The sequence below is a fragment of the Ruegeria sp. CG4 genome (assembly GCF_056537185.1).
Genome location: NZ_JBQFRB010000001.1, coordinates 930,313 through 949,879, shown reverse-complemented (window position 1 = coordinate 949,879; position 19,567 = coordinate 930,313). Strand labels below are relative to the sequence as shown.

Below are 19,567 nucleotides of genomic sequence, written 5' to 3'. Positions count from 1 at the left end.
GCCGGTTTTGTTTCACGAAAGGTTCGGACGTGACCCCGTTTGTCATCGCCATCACTTTGGCGGCTGCAATGCTGCATGCAGTTTGGAACGCGATAGTCAAATCTGCGGCCGACCGAACCACGACGATGGGCTTGGTGGCTCTTGGGCAGGCTATTCCCGGGGCGATCATGGTTGTCATGCTGCCCATGCCCAGTGCCGAGAGCTTCCCCTACATCCTGATCTCGACCTTTGTGCATTTCGGGTACTATTTCATGCTGGGCAAGGCGTATCAGCACGGTGACCTGAGCGTCGTCTATCCCATCGCCCGCGGGATCGTACCGGCGCTGGTCTCTCTGTGGGCGATGCTGTTGGTGGGCGAAATGCTGCCCCTGCAGGCGTGGGCCGGGATTGCTTTGATCGCGGTTGGTATCCAGCTCAGCAACTGGAGGGCATTACGTTCGGGGCTCGGGCGCTCGACCCTGTTGTTCGCGATAGGCACAGGGGTGTGTATCTCGATCTATTCGGTGTTCGACGGGATCGGGGTGCGCTTGTCGGGAAACACGCTCAGCTACTGGGCCTGGGGGGCTTTTCTGCACCTTTTTATTGCCGGATTCGTCGGCATCCGCAGGCGAAATAAACTGGCGGATTATCCTATGAACGTGTGGGTTGTTGGCCTGTTGGGCGGCCTGGTGTCGATGACGGCCTATGGGTTGGTGCTTTACGCCAAGAACTTTGCCCCGCTGGGCGCGGTTTCGGCGCTGCGCGAAACCTCCGTCATCTTCGCGGCGCTGATCGGGTTCATTTTCCTGAAAGAAGGCAACTGGATGCGGCGGCTGGGGGCCGCGGTCCTGATGGCCATTGGCGTGGCACTGATCGGGCTGGCCGTTTAATCCCCCCAAGACCATCTTGCTGAGTGCGCCCCCGATCTCTCATATTGAGTCGGAGTGATGAGGGAGCGTTTTCATGACCAAAGAGATTGTTCTGATCCACGGGGCCTTTGCCGGGCCGTGGTGCATGCAGGATTACGCGGGTTTCTTCCGCGACAGGGGCTGGACCGTGCACACCCCCGCATTGCGGTATCATGGCGGAGATCCAAAGGCCGAGCCTGATCCGGGCCTGACCGATACCAGTGTGATGGATTATGCGGACGACATCGCGGAATTTGTGAAAGGACTGGACAGCAAGCCGGTTCTCCTTGGCCATGCGATTGCGGGCGTGGTGGCGCAGCAGGTGGCCTCGCGCGGGTTGGCCAGCGCCGTCGTCCTTATCAACCCGAACGCAGCGTGGGGCACCTTGCCCGAAACCGACGACGAACGGGCCATCCCCCGCGCGCTGATGGAGGGCGGGGCGTTCTGGAAACAGCCCATGCGCGTCGATTTCGACCTGATGGCCCCCTTCGCGCTGAACAAGATGCCCGAGGCGCAACAACATGCGGTGTTTGACCAGTTGGGCGCCGAAAGCGGCCGGGTGATGTTCGAGATGTTCTTTTGGATGTTCGACGACCACCACGCGATGAAGGTCGACATCGACAAGGTCGACTGCCCGGTGCTGATCGTATCCGGCACCGAGGATCGGGCGGTAAACCCTGACACCTGCCGCGCTTTGGTCGAACTGTACGGAGACCGCGCGACCTTTATGCCCGTAAAGGATCACGCGCATTTTCTGTTCATGGAACCCGGCTGGGAAAAACCCGCCGGGCAGATTGCCGATTGGTTGGATGGAAAGGTGGGCTAGCAGACCCGCCATTGCATCACCGGCTGGTCTGAAAGCTGCTTTGTGGCCGCCAGCTCATCGTGCCATCATCCCGTTTGACACAGCGGAGCAGATGTTCCTCTCGCGATGTTGAGGTAGTGGTGACGGTGTTGTCGCCCGAGATCACCACGAAGGAATCCAGTGAATAGGCCATGCCCTGATAGTAGCAGAACCGTAACTCTGCCCCGACCGGAATCGGTGACGCGGTGAGCAGAGCCTGCTGCGCGTTTGCCTGGCTGGCCAGCACGGCAAAGGCCAGCCCGAGGGTTAATGATTTCATGTCGTCCTCCCGTTCGAATTTTTGTTGGTTGAAATTGGGTCTTGGACGCTCGGAACCTCAAATGTCGTTCTTCTATGACGGATTGTGCGCAAGTGTGAACGGGGTCAACGGGTTAGGCAAGGGGGAGTGTTTGTGAGTTGCCTGTGGGGATGTCCCGCACTACTCAACCAACGCTTTATGCAGAGCATCAAGCACGCGCCCGACCCGCCCCCATGGGCGGGCGCAGATTTCTACTGTAATTCGAAGCCTTTCTATTCATAACTTGAATAGAATTGCTCCTGTGAATCAGAGAATGCCTGCCTAAAGACTTTGGCTTCGCTTTCAAAGTCATCCAATAAAGGTTGGAATTCCGAGAACTTCATCTCCCTGCTGAAGTGCCTTGATAGAGCCATTTGGCAAAACATCCAAAAATGTAGTTGATCTGACATTATCCGACAGACTTGTGCATCCTGTTTCAGTTTTGTTTCTGACGGGTCGCGCAGTTGTTCATCTAGCATTAAATCGAGTGCTTTGTTGTCGCCATGTACCAAATGGCTTTGAAGCCCGTACATATGGGCCAAGGCGCGAAAACCTATTGTCGGGGAACCTTCAAAGCTGCGCTTATCTAAGAAATCAATAATTTCGGAAAATGACCATTTTTGCTTTAATTGTTTTCGTTTTTGCTTGTTCTGGCCTCCAAACTCGAAAATTGTGTCATCGCGGAGGGCTTCGAAAATACGCTGATCGAGATGCGTCCCGTGTTCGTTCGCTAAACTCTGAGCAAATTGAGCCTTATGTCTTTGTTGATGTGCGTGAACGTGTTCAAGGTCCGTCCAAAACTCTTCGACCAATTCCGGCTGTTCAGCAGTTGGAGTGTAACAAATAAACCAAATCTTGGAGCAGGTTTCTGTGAAAGGGCGTAGAAGTATTTCGGCATCCCAGATGTACCCCCAACTGGTCAAAAAAGATATGCTTTGACTTCTTTCGCTAGCAAACGTCATCAACCGATACAGTGTGCCTACGGCTGGGGACACAATGTGAGTATCTCGAAAATAGGAGAGAATTTGCTCTCGAATTTCCGAGACAGCAGTCAATTGGGCAGATTGAACGCCATGCAGTGTTGCAGTTTGCTTGGAAAAGCCTGTAGCTTTACTCAAACATCCAACTCCTCCACAAACCGCGCGTTCTCTTGAATATACTGGAACCGCAGTTCGGGTTTCTTGCCCATCAGGCGCTCGACAAGGTCTCCGGTTTCGCCGGGTTCGTCCTCGTCGATGGTGACGCGGATCAGTTTGCGGGACGCGGGGTCCATCGTGGTCTCTTTCAGGTCCTTGGCGTCCATTTCGCCCAGACCCTTGAAGCGTGAAACGTCGATCTTGCCCTTGCCGCCCAGACCTTTCTCAAGCCACGCGTCCCGCTCAGCCTCGTCCAGGCAATAGACGCGTTTCGCTCCTTGCGTCAGGCGATACAAAGGCGGGCAGGCAAGGTACAAGTGGCCCGCGTCGATCATCGGGCGCATCTGGGTGAAGAAGAATGTCATCAGCAGCGAGGCGATATGCGCCCCGTCCACATCCGCGTCGGTCATGATGATGACCTTGTCATAGCGCAGGTCGTCGACGTTGAACTTGGTGCCAAGGCCCACACCCAGTGCTTGGGTCAGATCGTTGATCTCGGCATTGGTGCCCAGCTTGGAACTGGCCGCGCCCAGCACGTTCAGGATCTTTCCGCGCAGGGGCAGCAGGGCCTGTGTCTTGCGGTCGCGGCCCATTTTGGCGGACCCGCCCGCCGAGTCGCCTTCGACGATGAATAACTCGGTGCCATCGCGTGTTGAACTAGAGCAGTCCACCAGCTTGCCGGGAAGACGAAGTTTCTTAGTGGCGGACTTGCGTTGTGTTTCCTTCTCGGCCCGTCGGCGCAGGCGTTCTTCGGCCCTCAGGATGAGGAAGTCCAGAATGGCGCCGGCGGATTTCGTGTCCGCAGCCAGCCAGTTGTCGAAATGGTCGCGGACCGAGTTTTCGACCAGCCGTTGCGCCTCAACCGTGGCAAGGCGGTCTTTGGTCTGGCCGACAAATTCCGGTTCACTGATAAAACAGGACACCAGCGCACAACCGCCGGTGATCAGGTCGTCGCGGGTGATCTGACCGGCCTTCTTGTTGTTGATCAGCTCGCCATAGGCTTTGATCCCTTTAAGGACCGCGGCCCAGAACCCGGCAACATGGGTGCCGCCTTCGGGCGTGGGAACGGTATTACAATAGGACTGGATGAAACCGTCGCGCGACGGTGTCCAGTTGATCGCCCATTCGACCTTACCGGGGGTTCTGAATTTCTCATTGAAATCCACCGTTCCGGCGAAGGGCTGCTCGGCATAGGTGGAGGAGCCGTTCATCGTCTCCTTGAGGTAATCCGACAGGCCGCCGGGAAAGTGAAAGGACGCCTCGGTCGGGGTTTCACCATCGTCTATGGCGGATTTCCAGCGGATTTCGACGCCCGAGAACAGGTAAGCCTTGGAGCGGATCGACTTGAACAGGCGGGCCGGCTTGAACCGGTGATGGCCGAATATTTCCTCATCCGCGTGGAAGGTGACGGTGGTGCCGCGCCGGTTGGGGGCCGCACCGATTTTCTCGACAGGGCCCAGCGGGATACCGCGCGAGAACCGCTGTTCGAACAGCGTCTTATCGCGCGCCACCTGCACGACCATCGAATCCGACAAAGCGTTGACAACGGACGCACCCACGCCGTGCAGACCGCCCGAGGTCTGGTAGGCCTTGCCCGAGAATTTACCGCCAGCGTGCAGGGTGCAAAGAATGACCTCCAGCGCCGATTTGTCCGGGAACTTTGGGTGCGGATCGATCGGAATACCGCGCCCATTGTCGCGCACGGTCAAGGCGTAATCCGAGTGCAGTTCGACCTCGATCCGGTTGGCGTGGCCCGCAACGGCCTCGTCCATCGAGTTGTCGAGGATTTCGGCAACCATGTGGTGCAAAGCGCGTTCGTCCGTGCCGCCGATATACATGCCGGGGCGTTTGCGGACCGGTTCCAGCCCTTCAAGCACCTCAATCGAGGAGGCGTCATAGGCGGCGGTGGCGCTGGGCGTCAACAGATCGTCGGGCATGGGTGCTGCTCTTGTTTTTGGGTTTGCCCCATTATGGCAGGTGATGTGTGCGGGGGGAAGAGGGGCGCGAGGTGTTGTGGATAGATGCGCTGGCGGCTGAGTTTTCGCCTGATCGACGGTAATTTGCTAGTCTGGGTTCGAGCAACGGCCTTATTGCAAAGGAGTGGGTTGATGAACACGAGCGCGTCCGGTTTTGTTGGAGAGATTCCTGAGCATTACGACAAGGGGCTAGGGCCCAATATTTTTGTCGACTATGCAGACCGGCTTGTCGACGAATGCTGTGCAGAGGCCGTGGCAAATGTAATCGAACTGGCGGCTGGCACCGGAATTGTCAGTGGCAAGCTGCGCGACAGATTACCGAAGGACGCCAGTTTGCTGGTGACGGATCTGAACGGGCCGATGCTGGAGGTGGCAAAAAAGAAATTCGAAGAGGGCGATAATCTCCGGTTCTCAGTCGCGGATGCAATGGATCTACCTTTTGAGGAAGCCCGTTTCGATCTTATGGTTTGCCAGTTTGGAGTGATGTTCTTTCCCGACAAAGTTGCCTCGTTCCGCGAGGCAGCCCGAGTTATCAAACCTGGCGGCCGTTACGTTTTCAACGTGTGGAGCGCAATGTCCGAGAACCCGTTTTCGCAGATGGCTCACGAAGTGGCCCGACAGTTTTTTCCGGATGATCCGCCCGGGTTTTATAAGGTTCCCTTTCACTACGGTGATCCACAGTTGGTCAAGGCGGACCTTGCCGAGGCAGGATGGGGTGACATCAGGTACGAGACCATTCGACTGAGCAAACGCATTGAGGCGCCCGAGACATTTGCGAAAGCTTTGGTTTTCGGAAATCCATTGATTGATGAAATCAGATCCCGAGGCGGAGTTTCTTCGGATGACGTTGCCAGGGAAATGGCGTCTGCTCTGCACCGCACTTTTGGCCCAAGCGAAATGACGATGCCGTTGTCGGCTACGACTTTTGTTTGCCGCAAGATCCAAGCGTGACAGATCCGGGCTTTTCTTAGTCTGCTGTTTTCAGGACTTTTGTTCCGCCTTTTCCTTTGGCATCAATATCCCGAAAGAGCGCTGAGGGTTCACGGCCAAGGGCGTTTGGCCCATAGAGAGGATTGCGAATGAGCTGGATCAAAACCATTCCGTTTGACGAGGCGAAAGGTAAGTTGCGAAAGCTGTATGAGCGAGTGACCGGCCCGGACAACAACGTGGACAACATCATGATGGCGCACAGCCTGCGCCCGCATTCGATGGAAGGCCACATGGCGATCTACAAGAACGTGCTGCACCATTCAGGCAACCAGATTCCTAAATGGTTCCTTGAGGTTCTTGGTGTCTGGGTCAGCTCGCTGAATCGGTGCGGCTATTGTGTGGAACATCACTTCAACGGGTTGCAGCGGTTGCTGGGTGATACTGTGCGAGGTGATGCCATACGCGCAGCGATTGAGGCGCGACAGCCGGAAACGGCGCCGCTGGATGCAGCACAGGTGGCAGCGATGGGATATGCCCGCAAGCTGACCGAAGCGCCGGCGGAACTGACCGAGGCCGATGTGATCGTTTTGCGAGATGCGGGGTGGGACGACGGAGAGATCCTCGAGATCAATCAGGTCTGTTCCTATTTTTCCTATGCCAACCGGACAGTTTTGGGATTGGGGTGTTCGACCAAGGGGGATGTTTTGGGACTGTCGCCAAACAACTCCGACAATCCCGACGATTGGGGCCATCGGTAAGGGCGCAAGCGGGCGTGGGCAGGCTGTTGCGCCTGTCAGAGTTTGATGCCGATCAAAGCGAATTTTTCGAGTTTCTGCTAGGCGTTCCGGGAAACATTGAAACCCAGGAGCATATGCATGGCGGCAATCGTCCAGACCGACTTGAAACCCACTCAGATCAATACTGTACAGGCTGAAGTTCAGGATGCCGCGCAGCCATGCGCCGAGAAAATCCGGCACGCTTTCGAGAGCGGCAAGTACCCTTACGGCCACAAGATGGCGCGCAAAACCTACGAGGCGGAAAAGGCGAAGCTTCAGGCTGAATTGCTCAAGGTGCAGCTTTGGGCGCAGGAGACGGGCCAGCGGTTTGTTCTGCTGTTTGAAGGGCGCGACGCGGCGGGCAAAGGCGGCACGATCAAGCGGTTCATGGAGCATCTGAACCCCCGTCAGGCCCGCGTGGTGGCCCTGAACAAGCCGACGTGGGAAGAGAAGGGGCAGTGGTACTATCAGCGCTATGTGCAGGAGCTGCCGACGGTCGGTGAAATGGTGTTCTACGACCGGTCCTGGTACAACCGGGCAGGTGTCGAGCGCGTGATGGGGTTCTGTTCGCCAAACGAATACCTTGAGTTCATGCGGCAGACGCCCGAACTGGAACGGATGCTGGTGCGATCAGGTATCCAGCTATATAAGTACTGGTTCTCGGTTACGCAGCCCGAACAGCAGCGGCGGTTCAAGAGCCGCGAAACCGATCCGCTGAAGCAGTGGAAGCTGTCGCCAATCGACAAGGCCAGTCTGGACAAATGGGATGATTATACCGAGGCGAAGGAGGCGATGTTCTTTTACACCGACACTGCCGATGCGCCCTGGACCATTGTCAAATCGAATGACAAGAAACGCGCGCGGCTGAACTGTATGCGGCATTTCTTGTCGACGCTGGATTACCCGGACAAGGATCACGAATTGGTTGACGAGCCCGATCCGCTGATCGTCGGGCAGGCGCATCACGTCATACATCGTTCGGATCACGTGCTGGGTACGTCGCTGCATCCCGAAGCGCGTTTATGAACAATCTGGCCTTTGGGGAATTCGGAGTCTCAGTTTGAAAATTCGCTGATCGGCTCTTGTCCCTGACGATGGCCGGGCCTATGGCTGTTGCGATGAGCAAAGTCATGTCATATCCCGGCCATTTTCGCGCGATTGCCGTTCTGGGCCTGCCCCTGATCGGCGGGCATCTTGCGCAGTATGCGATCGGCCTGACCGATACCATCATGCTGGGATGGTACGGGGTCGAAGCGCTGGCGGCGGTGACGTTGGCCAGCAGCTACTACTTTGTTCTGTTCCTGTTCGGCGCAGGGTTCGGCTTGGCGGTCATGCCCATGGTCGCAACGGCCGCGGCGGAGGAGAACGAAACCAGCATCCGAAGATCAACCCGCATGGGGTTGTGGCTGTCGCTGATTTACTCGGCCCTGATCATGCCGCTGCTTTGGTGGTCCTATCCCATACTGATCGCCCTGAAGCAGGAGCCGGAGGTTGCTCAAACAGCCTCGGAATACTTGCGTGTCGCAGGGTGGGGGATCATCCCGGCGCTATTGGTCATGGTGCTGAAGTCTTATCTGGCTGCGTTGGAGCGTACACAGATCGTCTTGTGGATTACCGTTGCCGCTGCCCTGGTGAACGCGGTGACGAACTACGCGCTGATCTTTGGCAATTGGGGGGCTCCGGAACTTGGTGTCATGGGGGCCGCCATCGCATCGGTTGTGACGCAGATCGTTTCGTTGATTTGCGTCATCTACTATGCGGTACGCGTTTTGCCTGAACACAGCCTGTTTCAGCGTTTCTGGCGGCCGGATTGGGAAATGTTCCACAGTGTTCTGCGGTTGGGCGTTCCTATCGGCCTGACCATGCTGGCCGAGGTTTCCCTGTTTGCCACTTCGGCCCTGATGATGGGATGGATCGGGCAGGTTCCGCTGGCCGCGCACGGTATTGCGCTGAACCTCGCCTCGGCAACGTTCATGGTTCATTTGGGCCTTTCAAACGCCGCCACCATAAGGGCAGGCAACGCGCTGGGCCGGAAGGATCGAGCGCACCTGGAAAAAGGCGCGATTGCCGTAACCGGGATGTCGCTGGTTGTGTCAGTGCTGACGATCATCCTGTTTCTGACCTGCGCCGAACCGTTGATTTCGCTGTTCATGGAAGCGGACAACCCCGAGCGTCCGCAGATTCTGGCGATCGGCACCGGGCTTCTGGCCATGGCGGCCCTGTTCCAACTGGTTGATGGCGCTCAGGTCATCGCGCTGGGCCTGTTGCGCGGTGTGCAGGACGCCAAGATCCCCATGGTGATGGCCGCGCTCAGCTATTGGGTGATCGGCATTCCAGCCTCTTACTACTTTGGCTTCATGCGGGGTATGGAGGGTATCGGAGTTTGGCTTGGCCTTGTCATTGGGCTGGCCTGCGCTGCGGTGATGCTGATGGCCCGTTTCTGGCTCAGGTCCGTGCGTGAGGTCGGGTTGCCTGTCGAAAGACCGGCGGCCTGATCAGTTTTTGTTCAGGCGATCGGCCTTCTTCCTTACAAGCACAGTCCGCAGGTCGTGCATCGCCATCAGCAACCGATCGCTGACATCTTCAAGCTGTTCTTCCGTGGCCTTGGACTGGGCCCACTGTGTCGTCAGGTTCAGGTAGTCGACCGCGCGGTGAATGTCGTCAATGTCACGTTCCGCCAACAGGGCTTTACGTTCTGTCATCCAGCGTTGGATTTCGGCCTTGTCAGCATCGGAAAGCGTGTGCTGTCCATGCGGTCTGACGTCGTCATTGCGGATGTTGATAACGGCGATCTGATCCATTTCGATCCGGCGATGTCGATTTGCCGTATCAATTTTGAACACAACCGCTCCGTTTTCGCGGACGCGGAAATAGTATTCCGGCAGGTCTGTCGACAAGATTTTTCTCCGATCAGGTCAGTGCGGCGCAAAACCGTTGAATGCGGGTACACGCCTCTTTCAGGGCCGCGTCCGAAGTCGCGTAGCTGATCCGGAAATTCGGCGAAAGCCCAAAGGCCGCACCAAAGACAACAGCGACGTCCGCTTCCTCCAGCAATGCGGTGGCAAAGGTTTCGTCACTGTCAATCAGGGTACCTGCAGGGCTGGTCTTTCCGATCAGACCTGCGATGGACGGGTACACATAGAACGCGCCTTCGGGCGTGGGGCAGGAAATGCCGTCGATTTCATTCAGCATCTCGACGACCAGATCGCGGCGTCGTTTGAAGGTCTCATTGTTGGGGGCCAGAAACGCCTGGGTGCCGTTCAGTGCCTCAACCGCGGCCCATTGGCTGACCGAACACGGGTTCGAGGTGGATTGCGACTGGATTTTGCGCATGGCCGCAATGATCTCGACCGGGCCCGCGGCGTAACCGATCCGCCAGCCGGTCATGGCATAGGCTTTGGATACGCCGTTGCAGGTGAGCGTACGGTCATACAGTCCCGGCTCAACCTCAGCAGGGGTGCAGAACTCGAACCCGTCATAAGCCAGGTGCTCATACATATCGTCGGACATGATCCAGACATGCGGGTGGCGCATCAGCACATCGGTCAACGCCTTCAGTTCTTCCCGGCTATATCCGGCCCCGGTTGGGTTCGATGGAGAGTTGAAGATGAACCACTTTGTCTTCGGCGTGATCGCGGCCTCAAGCTGTTCGGCGGTCAGCTTGAAATTGTTTTCGAGTTTGGCTTCGACCACAACCGGCGTGCCCCCGGCCAAAAGCACCATGTCCGGGTAGCTGACCCAGTATGGTGCGGGGATGACAACTTCGTCGCCCGGATTCATCGTCGCCATCAGCGCGTTGTACAGCGTCTGCTTGCCGCCCGTTCCGACCGAAATCTGGGCCGGCGTGTAATCCAGCCCGTGATCGCGCTTCATCTTGGCGCAGGCCGCCTGCTTGAGTTCGGGGATACCGTCGGGGGCGGTATACTTGGTCTTGCCGGCGGCAATGGCAGCGACCGCCGCGTCCTTGATGTTCTGCGGGGTGTCGAAATCCGGTTCGCCCGCGCTGAGGCCAATGACGTCGCGTCCGGCGGCCTTCATTTCAGCCGCCTTTGCCGTCATCGCGATTGTGGGCGAAGGTTTTACGCGTGACAGTGTCGCAGACAGGAAACTCATGAGCGGCCTCGGTTTGTATGTTTTGTCTGTCTGTCATAGGGTGCGCCCGAATGACGATCAAGCGCTATGAAAAATAGATTTGGAGCCCCAGATGACTGAAGAATACGACTGGTTCGGACCGGATGCAGCAACGTTTGGGGATCGTCTGGCAGGCGCGCGAGAAGCGGCCGGGATGTCACAGTCTGAGATGGCCCGCAGGCTGGGTGTAAAAAAGGCGACCATTGTCGCGTGGGAGAACGATCTGTCCGAGCCGCGCGCGAACCGTCTGTCGATTATGGCGGGCATGGTGAATGTCTCGATCATGTGGTTGCTGACCGGAGAAGGTGAGGGGATGGGCGCTCCCTTGGAGGAGGATGCCGAAAGCCTGGAGTTGGCAGGCGTCGCCGCCGAGTTGCGCGCAATTCGCGGCGAAATGCGCGCCAGCGCCGAACGCGCGGCGCGTCTTGAGAAAAAGATCCGCCTGATGTTGGAGCCTCAACAGTGACGGAAACACGCGATGTTCGGATCAAGCGTATGAAAATGCGCTCGATGCGGCGGGGGATCAAAGAGATGGATCTGATCCTGTCGGCCTATGCCGACCGCAATCTTGCGGGCATGGATACGGTCGGTCTGGATGCCTACGATGCGCTGCTGCACGAAAACGATCAGGACCTTTATCAATGGGTGACTGGGCAGGCCAGGCCTCCTGAAAACTTTGCGGACCTGATCGCGGATATCGCGCAGACCTTTCAAAAGTAACGGAAAGTCCCGCTTAACCGATTTTTCGGGAATTCGGTTCATCGTGTCAGAAACTGCGCGACTGAATCGGAGGGTCGGATGAGTATGGAATTGCAGGTTTCCGCGCCGGGAACCAAAGGGTTCATGACCAGCTATCTTGAGGCGCTGGCCCTTGTCGAACGGCTGCATCGGTTGCTGCTGGATGTCATCAAGGATGAATTCGAACGTGTCGGTGTGCTGGAAATCAATGCGGTGCAGGCGCTTCTTCTGTTCAATATCGGCGATCACGAGGTGACGGCGGGCGAATTGAAAAGCCGGGGTTACTATCAGGGCAGCAATGTCAGCTACAACCTGAAGAAACTGGTCGAAATGGGTTACATGCATCACCAGAGATGCGAGATTGACCGGCGGTCCGTCCGGGTGCGCCTGACCCCACGCGGCCGAGAGATTCGCGACATCGTGGCCGAGCTGTTCTCGCGCCATGCCGAAGGCTTGCAGAGCCGTGGTGTTCTGGAATTTGACGGGATCGAACATATCACCACGTCTTTGCGCCGGGTCGAGCGATACTGGACCGATCAGATACGGTATATTTACTAAGCATTCGGGCACGTCGCTCGGCAAAAGGTGAACGTCAGGTATCGGTGTGAAATCCAAGCTCTGCGGGTGCTGACCGGAACGTCGTATTCGCGGCAAATAGCGACTGAAGGTCGAGGGCCGGACAACTTCGAGCTCTCTCAACAAAAAGCCCAGTACGCTAACTGGGCATCTTCCTTCCGTGGTTTGATCGCCGGCTTTCGGGCAAAGTTTGGGTAAAAATCTTGAGCGTGACGGGTACCGGATCACATCGCGTTCAAGTCGCTGTTCGCTCTCACCGAATATGCTACACCGTGGCACGCTCGAATCAGAAACCCCAGTGCTCCGGAACCGGCAAGACAGGCTGGCCAAATCTCGGGGCGCTTTGCTTGCACGAACACGGAGCCAGCGCTTTGACGAAAAACGCACAGAAAGCAGCGCGTCTGAGCGTGGCCCCCATGATGGACTGGACAGACCGGCATTGTCGGTTTTTCCATCGGTTGCTCAGTCGTCAAACCCTGCTTTATACGGAAATGGTGACGGCCCTGGCATTGGTCCGGGGTGGGGCACTTCATTTGCTGGACTACAGCCCGCAGGAGCACCCAGTTGCCCTGCAACTGGGCGGGTCGGGTCCTGAAGAATTGGCACAAGCAGCGCGCTTGGGCGCGGAAGCCGGGTATGATGAGGTTAACCTGAATTGCGGCTGCCCTTCCGATCGGGTTCAGTCGGGCACGTTTGGGGCGGTGTTGATGAAGGACCCCTCTCGCGTCGCCGAATGCGTGGCGGCGATGATTGATGCTGTCGATATCGAAGTTACCGTCAAATGCCGCCTTGGTGTCGATGATCAGGAAGCCGAAGAAGTGCTGCCTGCGTTTCTGGAGGCAATCCGCGCGGCAGGCTGCGGTCGTGTTACGATCCACGCGCGCAAGGCCTGGCTTCAAGGGCTCAGCCCAAAGGAAAACCGCGATATTCCGCCGCTGGACTACGGTCTGGTGCATCGGATGAAAGCGGCTTTTCCTGATCTGCATGTCTCGATCAACGGCGGTATCACCTCGCTGAAACAAGCGAGGGAGCATCTGGACGCCGGGCTGGATGGTGTGATGATCGGACGTTCGGCCTATCATCAGCCCGCCGACATTCTTTGCGATGCTGACCCGCTGATCTTTCAAACAGGACTTGCCACTGACCCGTTTGAAGTTGTCCATGAAATGGTGCCTTATGTCGAAAAACACCTTGCCGACGGTGGGCGACTGCACCAGATCACGCGTCACATGCTGGGCCTATTCGCCGGACGACCCGGTGCGCGGGCATGGCGACGCGCACTGTCCGAGGGGGCAGTACATTCCGGGGCCGGGCCCGAGGTGATGCTGCAGGCGCTGGAACAGGTTGCGCCACTGGCTGAGGTTTAAACGAAATCCGGTTTGACACCGGTTTGGGGGGACAATGCCCGAGACGATGTTGCTGGCCCAAATGCTGGGCCTTTTGCTTGTGATCGGGGCCCTGGCCGGAGTGCTGGCCGGGTTGCTGGGAGTCGGGGGCGGAATTGTTCTGGTACCTGCGTTTTTCTATGCGTTTCAGACGCTTGGATATGGCGGGCCGCAACTGATGCAGCTGTGTCTGGCGACGTCTCTGGCCACGATCATCGTCACGTCTGTCCGGTCCGTGCTTGCGCACAACAAGAAAGGCGCGGTGGACTGGGATATCCTGCGCGGATGGGGCGTTGGTATTGCTATTGGTGCCGTTCTGGGTGTGCTGGTGGCTTCGGCCTTGCGAACAGAGGCGCTGCAGGCCCTGTTTGGGATACTCGGCATGGTCATCGGGGCTTATCTGGGGCTGGGCCGGTCAGAATGGCGGCTGGGTGACGCCATGCCGATAGGGATGCGCCGTGCGGTTCTTTCGCCATCGGTCGGCTTTTTGTCCGTGCTGATGGGGATTGGCGGTGGCAGTTTCGGTGTGCCTTTGATGAGCCTTTTCAACACCCCCATTCACCGCGCCGTGGCCACTGCCGCCGGGTTCGGCGTGATTATCGCCGTGCCATCGGTCCTGGGCTTTCTGTTTGTGGAAATCCCGGTCGAGCATCGTCCGCCTCTGACAATCGGGGCGGTTAATCTGGTTGCATTTGGCGTGGTGGTCGCAATGACGATGATAACGGCGCCCTGGGGGGTGAAACTGGCCCACGCGATGGATCCCAAACCCCTAAAACGGGTTTTTGCCGTGTTTCTGACACTGGTCGCCCTCAACATGCTTCGCAAGGCGGTGGGATGGTAGACCATTTTCAAGATAAGGGCTGGATCTCGTTTCCTTATGATCCGGTTCTGGCCGAATGGGTTGAAGAGGCTTTGCCTGCTGCCCGAAGCTCGGTCTCGGACCCGGCGCACGCTCCGTGGCTCGATTGCGAGGGGACGTGGTTCATCGGCGTCGATGCTCTGACCAATGATCGCCAGGGCAGGGTGGGGCGTTCATTGCCGCTGGCCGGGCATGCGATGGACTTCATCACTGGGCAGTACGGTGTTCTGCCGCTGCACAAAGGGCAGGTCTCGGTCATCTACCCCGGCTACCCGCGCCCCCGACGTGGCGAAAGCGAGGCGGCCGCACGGTACAGGCGAAACAAGGATGCCGCCCATGTGGACGGACTGCGCCCCTCTGGCACTGGCCGACGCCGCCATGTGGATGAGCCGCACGCATGGATTCTAGGAATACCGCTGAACAAAGCCAGCGCCGATGCTTCGCCGCTGGTTCTGTGGGAGGGGAGCCACAAGATCATGGGGGCGGCCTTTCGGAACGCCATGGCCGGACACACGGATGAGGCACTGCATCAGATCGACGTGACGGAAATCTACCAGACGGCACGACGAGAAGTCTTCGACACATGTCCGCGAATCGAACTGCCGGCGGCACCGGGCGAGGCTTATCTTTTGCATCGACACTGTCTGCATGGGGTCGCCCCGTGGGCTGAAACCGCAAGTTGTGGGCCCGACGGACGGATGATCGCCTATTTCCGCCCTGAATGTGCCGGGGGTGTAGCCGAGTGGCTCGAAACTCCGTAACGTCCTGCCATTGTTTAGCTTTGGAGGATTTTCGGTATGATGACCGTCCACACGAATTCTGATGGCGCACAGATTGAAGTTGAACTGTCTGGCCAGATCACTGCCGACGACTATGCTTCGACCCTTATTCCGGCCATCGAAGCTGCTTTGACCGAGCATGACGCGGTTCGCCTTCTGGCGATCGTGCATCCGGAGTTCAAAGGTTACGACCTTGGAGCCGCGTGGTCTGACACCAAACTTGGTCTGAGCCATTGGCGCGGCTTCGACCGGATCGCAGTGGTGGCGGATCAGGGCTGGGTTCAGACAAGCATCCGGCTGGCAGCTCCGATCCTGCCGTGCCCGGTGCAGGTGTTCGAGATGACCGAGTTGGAAGCCGCGCGGCGCTGGATGCGCGAATCCCTCGGGGCCATTCATGTCACAGATCTGGGCGGCCCGTGTATTCAGATTTCCTTGATGGGCAAGTTGGACCCCGATGAATACAAGCAGGCCGAGACCGATCTGGACAGCCTGCTTCGCGAGCGTGACGGGTTCAGGTTACTGATCGATCTGCGGGAATTTGATGGCTGGCAGGGGCTGACGGCACTGGCTGCACATTTCCGTCTGGCGCAGGGGCATATCGGGATGCTTGATCGCGCAGCAATTGTTGGCGACAAGGGCTGGCAGAGGATTGCGCAAAAAGTGGCAAGCCACGTGTTGGGAGCGCGAACGCAGTATTTCCCATCGGACGAAATCGAAAACGCAAAATCCTGGCTTACGGCTGGCTGATCCCTTCGCGGAGAGACAACTGAACTGATCGCGCCGCTGTGCTGGCCACTCACTCACGATCCGCGAACTCAACCCCCTCGGAGTTCACTCGGCCCGCAGCGGCGCAGCTTTAGATCGGTCTATTCTGGAATTGAAGTGTCAGCCTTTGTTCAGACGGGCAGCGCGGCCACCACGCCGTTTCGCAAGACGCGGTTTACGAGCCGGCAGGTCTGTCATGATTTCCGCCCGCTCGCTGCTTTCCATCTTGGACCAGCGCGAAATCTCGTCAAGGGTGCGGTAGCATCCTGTGCAGATACGTTCCGTCGGGTGCACAACACAGATCTGGACGCAGGGGCTTTCCACCTCATTCCTTTTCCAAACCATGTTTGTCATCGCGCCAACCCGCCTTTTTAAAGAAAGCGCAACCTGTCGAGCGCTCCTTGCAAAATATAACCAGCAGCGACGTGATCAATAACCTGTCCGCGACGTTTTCGTGTCGTATCCGCCTCAAGCAGTGCCTTTTCTGCCGCAACTGTGCTTAATCTCTCGTCCCAAAAACCGATGGGAAGGTCCGTCAGGCGCGACAGATTCCGGGCAAAAGCGCGGGTTGACTGGCATCGGGGGCCTTCAGTTCCGTCCATGTTTTTGGGCAGGCCCAGAAGTATTCCTCCGATTTCGCGGTCAGCAACAATTTCCAGAAGCCGCGCGGAATCGAGCGTGAATTTCTTGCGCCCGACCGTTTCGAGCGGGCTGGCCACGCCGCGCATCCGGTCCGAAACCGCCACGCCGATCGTCTTCTCGCCAAGGTCCAACCCCATGAGCGCCGTCATCGGGGCCAGCGCGGCGGCGAAATCTTCGAACTGATCGTGGATCATGGTTCCAGACCTGCCCTTCGGGCGGCCGTGGCCAGAATGTCCAGCGCATCGGCATTGCCGGCGAAAACAGATTGCGCTTCGTCGTATATTCCGCTTGCCCGTTCCGCTTCGCCAAGAACGCCCAGTGCTGCAATCAGGCGGGCCCATTCTTCGGGCGATCCGCCTTCGGTTGCCAGCCGGTCCGACAACTGGTTGACCATTCCGCGGATCATGTCCTGACGTTCTTCCGGCGTCAGTTCCGCTGCTGCGTCGACAGCGGCCTGATCAGGGCCTGGCGCGGTGGAAGGTGCCGGGATTTCCGGAGCATTGAAAACGCCCGCCCTGAAGGCCAGTTCGTCAATTTGGGCGCGGATCGCATCTGCCCAGGGTGCGCCGGCGGGCGCTTGGGCCAGTGCATCGGCCCAAAGCCGGTAGGCCAGGTCGGGTCGTCCGGTCTGCACAAGCATCTGCCCCCAATAGTACCGAGCAGGTCCATGATGCGGGTCGCGATCCAGCGCCTGTTTCAGCGCGTCCTCAGCCTCGGGCGAAACATATCCGCCCGCCGCCAGAATCATCATCTCGGCCAGGTGGGAATAAGCATCCGCTGGCGCTGCATCACCCGACAGTTCGATCACGCGTTGCTGCGCCTTGTAAGCAGCCTGAAAATTGCCTGCGTTGGCCTCATGTTGGGCCAGCAGAATATGACCCTGCAAGTCGTCGGGCCGGCTAGCAACGGTTTCGCGCAACTGGCCCAGCAGTTCGACATAGCTTTCTTCCAGCTGAGACGCCGGCGCGTGTGGTGTCGACGCTTCAAATTCGGCCTGAGCCGGACGATCGGCGCGCAGGCTCTTGGCCATTTCCAGTCGCATTTCCAGTGGTTGATCCGGCAACCCGTTGGCACCGAGTTGACGATAAAGCCCCATTGCACCACCCACCAGAACAAGCGCCACGACAACAAGTGATCCGACCGTAACGGCACGCGACGGGCCGTTGCCCGCTGCAGACTGCTGCATCTGCGCATCCGCAGCCAGAATGCGACGAGAGATTTCGGTGCGTACCCTGTCGGCATCCGCTGCTGGGATTACACCCCGGGCCAGGTCCCGGTCCACGCCCGCCAACTGTTCACGGTAGACGCGCAGGTCGTAGGCCGCGGCAGGTTCGCGGTTTTTCCTGTTGCGCAGCATGGAATATCCCAAAAACACGGCAATCAGCAGTGCAGTCAGTAAGATCAGGACCCAGAACGTCATAGTATCTCCGAAACGCTTGCCCTGACTTAGACCCGCTGGCCGCCCGACAAAAGGGACAAATGGCCGCGAATGGCGTACATGTCGCAATAGTGCGATATTGCGGCGTTGTGCGGCAGGGGTAAACTGTCGCCACAGGTCATATCTGCGCCCAATCACCGAACCGGATGGATTCGCTTATGAAACACTATTCAGCCTTTGCCGTTGCGCGCGAAGCGCTTCGTTACCACACAGGATGGGAACGCGCCTGGCGGTCACCCGAACCCAAGAAACGCTACGACGTAATAATCGTTGGCGCAGGGGGGCATGGTCTGGCCACTGCATACTATCTGGGTAAGAACTATGGCATCCAGAACGTGGCCGTAATTGAAAAAGGCTGGCTGGGCGGTGGCAACACCGGCCGGAACACGACGATCATCCGCTCGAACTATCTGCAGGACCCGTCGGCGGCGATCTACGAAAAGGCGCGCAGCCTCTATGAGGATCTGAGCCAGGACCTGAACTATAACATCATGTTCAGCCCGCGCGGCGTGATGATGCTGGCGCAGACACAGCACGAAATCCGCGGCTATCAGCGCACGGCGCACGCCAACGCCTTGCAGGGCGTCAAGACCGAGTGGATTACGCCTGAACGCGTCAAGGAACTGGTGCCGATCATCAATCTGGACGGCCCGCGCTATCCGGTTCTGGGCGCGCTTTGGCAGGAACGCGGCGGCACCGCACGCCATGACGCGGTGGCGTGGGGCTATGCGCGCGCCTGTTCCGCGATGGGCATGGACATCATTCAGCAGTGCGAAGTCACCGGCGTCCGTTCGGACAATGGCCGTGTGGTTGGTGTCGATACCACCAAGGGCGCCATTGACTGTGACAAGCTGGGCATCGTTGTTGCCGGGCACTCGGGGCAATTGGCCGAGATGGCAGGCTTCCGGCTGCCGCTTGAGGCCATCGCGCTGCAAGCGCTGGTATCCGAGCCGATCAAACCTTGCATGGACGTTGTCGTAATGGCCAACACCGTGCACGGCTACATGTCTCAGTCCGACAAGGGCGAGATGGTGATCGGCGGCGGAACCGACGGGTTCAACAACTTCACCCAGCGCGGTTCGTTCCACCATATCGAGGAAACGGTCCGCGCGCTGGTCGAGACCTTCCCGATGATCTCGCGCCTGAAGATGCTGCGTCAGTGGGGCGGGATCGTGGATATGACCGGTGATCGCTCGCCGATCCTGTCGAAAACACCGCTGCAGGGCTGCTTTATCAACGGCGGCTGGGGCACGGGCGGCTTCAAGGCGATCCCGGGTTCGGGCTGGGGCATGGCGCAACTGATGGCCACCGGTCATTCGCCACTGACCGAAGCCTTCTCGCTGGATCGCTTCAAAGAGGGCCGCTTCATCGACGAAAGCGTCGCCGCCGGGGTGGCGCATTGATGGA

22 protein-coding genes are annotated in these 19,567 nt (G+C 58.3%); 14 read left to right on the top strand and 8 right to left on the bottom strand.

Going from position 1 to position 19,567, the window contains the following annotated elements; genetic code table 11:
• Positions 1-29: 29 nt before the first annotated feature.
• Complete coding sequence (locus ACR0J2_RS04725; RefSeq protein ID WP_480811798.1) at positions 30-869, top strand: EamA family transporter; 840 nt, start codon at positions 30-32, stop codon at positions 867-869.
• Between the two features lie 73 nt (positions 870-942).
• Positions 943-1,713, top strand: a complete 771-nt coding sequence (locus ACR0J2_RS04720; protein WP_480811797.1) for an alpha/beta hydrolase — start codon at positions 943-945, stop codon at positions 1,711-1,713.
• Positions 1,714-1,729: 16 nt separating this feature from the next.
• On the opposite strand, the gene ACR0J2_RS04715 is transcribed toward ACR0J2_RS04720, so the two are convergent.
• The 3 genes from ACR0J2_RS04715 to parE form a co-directional block, all read right to left on the bottom strand.
• Complete coding sequence (locus ACR0J2_RS04715) at positions 1,730-2,011, bottom strand: hypothetical protein (protein WP_170610108.1); 282 nt, start codon at positions 2,009-2,011, stop codon at positions 1,730-1,732.
• 251 nt (positions 2,012-2,262) lie between these two features.
• The gene (locus ACR0J2_RS04710) at positions 2,263-3,147 is read right to left on the bottom strand and encodes a DUF5677 domain-containing protein (protein WP_480811796.1); all 885 of its coding nucleotides are present in this window, start codon (positions 3,145-3,147) and stop codon (positions 2,263-2,265) included.
• Positions 3,144-5,102, bottom strand: a complete 1,959-nt coding sequence (gene parE, locus ACR0J2_RS04705) for a DNA topoisomerase IV subunit B (protein WP_480811795.1) — start codon at positions 5,100-5,102, stop codon at positions 3,144-3,146. The genes ACR0J2_RS04710 and parE overlap by 4 nt, the downstream gene beginning before the upstream one ends.
• Before the next feature lie 171 nt (positions 5,103-5,273).
• Between parE and ACR0J2_RS04700 the strand changes: the two genes are divergently transcribed.
• The 4 genes from ACR0J2_RS04700 to ACR0J2_RS04685 all read left to right on the top strand — a co-directional run bounded on the left by ACR0J2_RS04700 (position 5,274) and on the right by ACR0J2_RS04685 (position 9,342).
• Positions 5,274-6,092 carry a class I SAM-dependent methyltransferase gene (locus tag ACR0J2_RS04700; protein WP_480811794.1) on the top strand — a complete coding sequence of 273 codons (819 nt, stop codon included), beginning with the start codon at positions 5,274-5,276 and terminating at the stop codon, positions 6,090-6,092.
• 128 nt (positions 6,093-6,220) lie between these two features.
• Positions 6,221-6,829, top strand: a complete 609-nt coding sequence (locus tag ACR0J2_RS04695) for a peroxidase-related enzyme (protein WP_170824623.1) — start codon at positions 6,221-6,223, stop codon at positions 6,827-6,829.
• Between the two features lie 117 nt (positions 6,830-6,946).
• Positions 6,947-7,873, top strand: a complete 927-nt coding sequence (gene ppk2, locus ACR0J2_RS04690; protein ID WP_170610117.1) for a polyphosphate kinase 2 — start codon at positions 6,947-6,949, stop codon at positions 7,871-7,873.
• 92 nt (positions 7,874-7,965) lie between these two features.
• The gene (locus ACR0J2_RS04685; RefSeq protein ID WP_170619122.1) at positions 7,966-9,342 is read left to right on the top strand and encodes an MATE family efflux transporter; all 1,377 of its coding nucleotides are present in this window, start codon (positions 7,966-7,968) and stop codon (positions 9,340-9,342) included.
• On the opposite strand, the gene ACR0J2_RS04680 is transcribed toward ACR0J2_RS04685, so the two are convergent.
• Positions 9,343-9,744, bottom strand: coding sequence for a hypothetical protein (locus tag ACR0J2_RS04680; protein ID WP_170610121.1), 402 nt, complete (start codon positions 9,742-9,744; stop codon positions 9,343-9,345).
• A 13-nt stretch (positions 9,745-9,757) separates the two neighbouring features.
• Positions 9,758-10,960 (bottom strand): pyridoxal phosphate-dependent aminotransferase, encoded by a 1,203-nt coding sequence (locus tag ACR0J2_RS04675; RefSeq protein WP_170610123.1) that lies wholly within the window; start codon positions 10,958-10,960, stop codon positions 9,758-9,760.
• Between the two features lie 91 nt (positions 10,961-11,051).
• Between ACR0J2_RS04675 and ACR0J2_RS04670 the strand changes: the two genes are divergently transcribed.
• The 7 genes from ACR0J2_RS04670 (at position 11,052) to ACR0J2_RS04640 (ending at position 16,062) form a co-directional block, all read left to right on the top strand.
• Positions 11,052-11,444 carry a helix-turn-helix domain-containing protein gene (locus tag ACR0J2_RS04670; RefSeq protein ID WP_170610125.1) on the top strand — a complete coding sequence of 131 codons (393 nt, stop codon included), beginning with the start codon at positions 11,052-11,054 and terminating at the stop codon, positions 11,442-11,444.
• Positions 11,441-11,698 (top strand): succinate dehydrogenase assembly factor 2, encoded by a 258-nt coding sequence (locus tag ACR0J2_RS04665; RefSeq protein ID WP_480490192.1) that lies wholly within the window; start codon positions 11,441-11,443, stop codon positions 11,696-11,698. Before ACR0J2_RS04670 ends, ACR0J2_RS04665 begins: the two co-directional genes overlap by 4 nt.
• A 78-nt stretch (positions 11,699-11,776) precedes the next feature.
• Entirely contained in the window at positions 11,777-12,274 is a 498-nt protein-coding gene (locus tag ACR0J2_RS04660) for a winged helix DNA-binding protein (RefSeq protein ID WP_170805411.1), read from the top strand.
• A 389-nt stretch (positions 12,275-12,663) separates the two neighbouring features.
• The gene (gene dusA, locus ACR0J2_RS04655) at positions 12,664-13,659 is read left to right on the top strand and encodes a tRNA dihydrouridine(20/20a) synthase DusA (protein WP_480811793.1); all 996 of its coding nucleotides are present in this window, start codon (positions 12,664-12,666) and stop codon (positions 13,657-13,659) included.
• Between the two features lie 34 nt (positions 13,660-13,693).
• Positions 13,694-14,518 (top strand): sulfite exporter TauE/SafE family protein, encoded by an 825-nt coding sequence (locus tag ACR0J2_RS04650; RefSeq protein WP_170610131.1) that lies wholly within the window; start codon positions 13,694-13,696, stop codon positions 14,516-14,518.
• Positions 14,512-15,297: a hypothetical protein gene (locus ACR0J2_RS04645; RefSeq protein ID WP_480811792.1), complete on the top strand. Its 786-nt coding sequence runs from the start codon at positions 14,512-14,514 to the stop codon at positions 15,295-15,297. Before ACR0J2_RS04650 ends, ACR0J2_RS04645 begins: the two co-directional genes overlap by 7 nt.
• Before the next feature lie 39 nt (positions 15,298-15,336).
• The gene (locus ACR0J2_RS04640; protein WP_480811791.1) at positions 15,337-16,062 is read left to right on the top strand and encodes a SpoIIAA family protein; all 726 of its coding nucleotides are present in this window, start codon (positions 15,337-15,339) and stop codon (positions 16,060-16,062) included.
• A 138-nt stretch (positions 16,063-16,200) separates the two neighbouring features.
• On the opposite strand, the gene ACR0J2_RS04635 is transcribed toward ACR0J2_RS04640, so the two are convergent.
• From ACR0J2_RS04635 to ccmI, 3 genes are read right to left on the bottom strand one after another with little or no spacing between them, the layout of a single operon-like run.
• Positions 16,201-16,434: a DUF1289 domain-containing protein gene (locus ACR0J2_RS04635; RefSeq protein WP_170610137.1), complete on the bottom strand. Its 234-nt coding sequence runs from the start codon at positions 16,432-16,434 to the stop codon at positions 16,201-16,203.
• 17 nt (positions 16,435-16,451) lie between these two features.
• The gene (gene ruvX / locus ACR0J2_RS04630; RefSeq protein WP_480811790.1) at positions 16,452-16,916 is read right to left on the bottom strand and encodes a Holliday junction resolvase RuvX; all 465 of its coding nucleotides are present in this window, start codon (positions 16,914-16,916) and stop codon (positions 16,452-16,454) included.
• On the bottom strand, positions 16,913-18,142 hold the full coding sequence (ccmI, locus tag ACR0J2_RS04625) for a c-type cytochrome biogenesis protein CcmI (RefSeq protein WP_480811789.1): 1,230 nt from the start codon (positions 18,140-18,142) through the stop codon (positions 16,913-16,915). Before ccmI ends, ruvX begins: the two co-directional genes overlap by 4 nt.
• A gap of 176 nt (positions 18,143-18,318) precedes the next feature.
• Between ccmI and ACR0J2_RS04620 the strand changes: the two genes are divergently transcribed.
• Complete coding sequence (locus tag ACR0J2_RS04620; protein ID WP_170610143.1) at positions 18,319-19,563, top strand: sarcosine oxidase subunit beta family protein; 1,245 nt, start codon at positions 18,319-18,321, stop codon at positions 19,561-19,563.
• The last annotated feature ends 4 nt before the right edge of the window (positions 19,564-19,567 follow it).